This window comes from Rothia sp. HMSC073B08, from assembly GCF_001812975.1.
GTDB lineage: Bacteria > Actinomycetota > Actinomycetes > Actinomycetales > Micrococcaceae > Rothia > Rothia mucilaginosa.
This window is the reverse complement of the sequence record NZ_KV811065.1, coordinates 21,858-24,940: the sequence shown is the minus strand read 5'-3', so window position 1 is coordinate 24,940 and position 3,083 is coordinate 21,858. Positions and strand designations below refer to the sequence as shown.

General features: G+C 64.1%; 2 protein-coding genes. Both read left to right on the top strand.

Annotated features, from left to right (window positions below; genetic code table 11):
• The coding region (locus HMPREF2884_RS04870; RefSeq protein ID WP_070616076.1) for a preprotein translocase subunit SecD at positions 1 to 529 on the top strand (529 nt) is incomplete at its 5' end.
• A gap of 253 nt (positions 530 to 782) precedes the next feature.
• Positions 783 to 2,753: an NHL domain-containing thioredoxin family protein gene (locus tag HMPREF2884_RS04865; protein ID WP_070616074.1), complete on the top strand. Its 1,971-nt coding sequence runs from the start codon at positions 783 to 785 to the stop codon at positions 2,751 to 2,753.
• Positions 2,754 to 3,083 lie beyond the last annotated feature (330 nt).

Below are 3,083 nucleotides of genomic sequence, written 5' to 3'. Positions count from 1 at the left end.
GACCACCCAGGGCACCATCAGCGCCCCCAGCGGTCTGCCCAGCGAAGCAACCGAAGCACTCAAGAAGGGCCAGGAATCCGCCGATCAGGCAGCCTCCGCCGGCTACACCGCCAGCAAGAAAGCCCTGGAGCAGCTCAAGAACGAGGCCGGTGTGAAGAAGGCGCAGACCAGCGACGGCACCGTCTACTACACCGATAAACTCGCTGCATTCGAATCCAAGGACGGCGCTATCATCAGCATCCAGAATAACGGTGTGTGGACCAGCATGGACTCCAACGGTACAACCATCGTCGTGAGCGAGGACGGCTCCTGGATCAAGACCAACCCCAAGGACAACCTCTACACCGTCGTCAAGGCGGACGGCACCGCATCCGTGTTGAACACTAAGACCTTCGAGCAGGTGACCGACGTCTCCACCATCGAAACCCCGAAGGCCCCCGGCCGCATCGACGGCTTCAGCGGCACCGCTAAGACCCCGGTCAAGCCCACCAAGATTGGTGACCTCTCCGAGGTCGCAGGCGCCAAGTAAAAACTAGTTCCTACCACCGGGCCGAACAGCCCGCCACAATAGGGACACCAACGCCCCGCGCGCATCTATACGTGATGCGTGCGGGGCGCTTTATATACCCACGAACCACCCGGAATATGACTTAATATGACAGGTCGTTAAGGCCCCAAGTCACAAAGCTCAACTCCCAGCGAACCACCCACCTCACGCTGGCATAATGGGGACAGCAAACCATCGCGCCCACACACGGCGCACCCAACAGGAGAGAGAACCCATGAGCGAGAACACCACCCGCAACGTACGCGTGCGTGCCAGCGAACTCGAAGGCCGAGCCTGGCTCAACACCGGCGACAAAAACCTCACCCTGCAGGACCTCCGCGGCAAAATCGTTATTCTCGACTTCTGGACCCTCTGCTGCATCAACTGCCTGCACGTGCTCGACGAGCTACGCCCCCTCGAAGAAGAATTCTCCGACGTACTCGTCACCGTCGGCGTGCACAGCCCCAAGTTCGAGCACGAAGCAGACCCCGTAGCGCTCGCCGCAGCCGTCGACCGCTACCACATCACCCACCCCGTACTCGACGACCCCGAGCTGACCACCTGGCAGGCATACACCGCCCGCGCATGGCCCACCCTCGTCGTCGTCGACCCCGAAGGCTACATCGTCGCCAACCTCTCCGGCGAAGGCCACGTACAGGGCCTCACCTCCCTCGTACGCGAACTCGTCGCCGAGCACGAGGCGAAGGGCACCCTACACCGCGGCGACGGCCCCTACGTGCCCCGCCCCAAAGCAGCCGGCACCTACGCCTTCCCCGGCAAAGCAATCGAACTGCCCGCCGAATTCGGCCCCGCAAACCTCTTCGGCAACCGCGAACGCACCTACCTCGTCGCAGACAGTGCACGCCACCGCATCCTGCAGGTAGCCGCCGACCTCAACACCGTCATCAACACCTACGGCGGCGGCGACGACCCCATCAACCACCCCGTCAAGGGCCACGTCGACGGCACCGGCACCGAAGCACGCTTCAACGAGCCCGCCGGTCTCGCCCTCGTACCCGAGAACCTACGCGAGCAGCTCGGCTACGACGTGCTCGTCGCCGACACCGTCAACCACCGCCTGCGCTCCCTCAACCTGCGCACCGGCGAAGTACGCACCCTCGCAGGCAACGGCGTGCAGCGCGTCATCGACGGCGACAACGCCGTCACCGGCGACCCCAACCACATTCCCACCGGCGTGCCCGCCACCGAAATTGCGCTCTCCTCGCCCTGGGATGTGGTCTACTCCCGCGAAGCCGGCCAGTTCATCATCGCCATGGCAGGTACCCACCAGCTCTTCGGCTACGAACCCATCGACGGCACCGTCAGCATCTTCGCAGGCTCCGGCGTCGAAGGCCTTGCCGACGGCCCCGCCGCCGACGCATGGTTCGCCCAGCCATCCGGCATCATCGAAGCACGCGACGGCAGCCTCTGGGTCGCATGCTCCGAAACCAGCGGCCTGCGCCACATCACCTTCACCGAAGACGGCGTACAGGTCACCTCCGCCGTCGGCAAGGGCCTCTTCGACTTCGGCTTCGTCGACGGCGACTCCGACACCGCCCGCATGCAGCACCCCCTCGGCCTGACCGAACTGCCCGACGGATCCATCGCCGTAGCCGACACCTACAACGGCGCCATCCGCCGCTGGGACCCCGCAACCGGCACCCTCGGCACCCTCGAACGCGGCCTCGACGAGCCCTCCGACCTGCTCGTCGAAGAGGTACCCGGCGAGGACCCGCGCCTCATCATCGTGGAAACCAACGCGCACCAGCTCGTGCGCGCCTCCATCCCCGCCAAGGCACAGCACGTCGACGAAGGCGCTATCACCACCGCGCGCCCCTCCACCAAGCTCACCGGCGGCACCCTCGAATTCACCTCACGATTCACCGTGCCCACCGGCCAGAAGCTCGACACCCGCTGGGGCGACCCCACCCAGCTGAAGATCTCATCCACCCCCGAGAACTTCATCCTGGAAGGCGCCGGCACCTCCACCGGACTGACCCGCACCCTCGTGCTCAACCCTGATGTGACTGAGGCAGTCCTGCACATCACCGCCCGCGCCGCCGCCTGCGATGGCACCCCTGGCGGTGACATCCCCGAGCACGCAGCGTGCCACCTCTACCAGCAGGACTGGGGTATTCCCGTTGTCGTGACCGGTGACGAGGCAGACGAAAGCGAACTCGTCCTGGACCTGCGCGGTATCAACTAGTCACCTAAATACATAAAACAGGAACCGGTACATATCCTTGCTCCTACAGGGGAACCCGCCCTCGCTTCGCTCGGGCACCCTGATGTCGCTACGGATAATACTGACCCTTTCTTTGCCCATATAAGCTACGAGCCAGTATGCTCTTCGCTCCTACAGGGAACCCGCCCTCGCTTCGCTCGGGCACCCTGATGTCGCTACGGATAGTACCGGTTCCTTGTTGTCTTCAGAATGTTTGTGGTTTCAGAGCGGCTGGTATGTGAAAGGGCCGGGTCATCCTCGCTCCTACAGGGGTACCCGTCCTCGCTTCGCTCGGGCACCCTGATGTCGCTA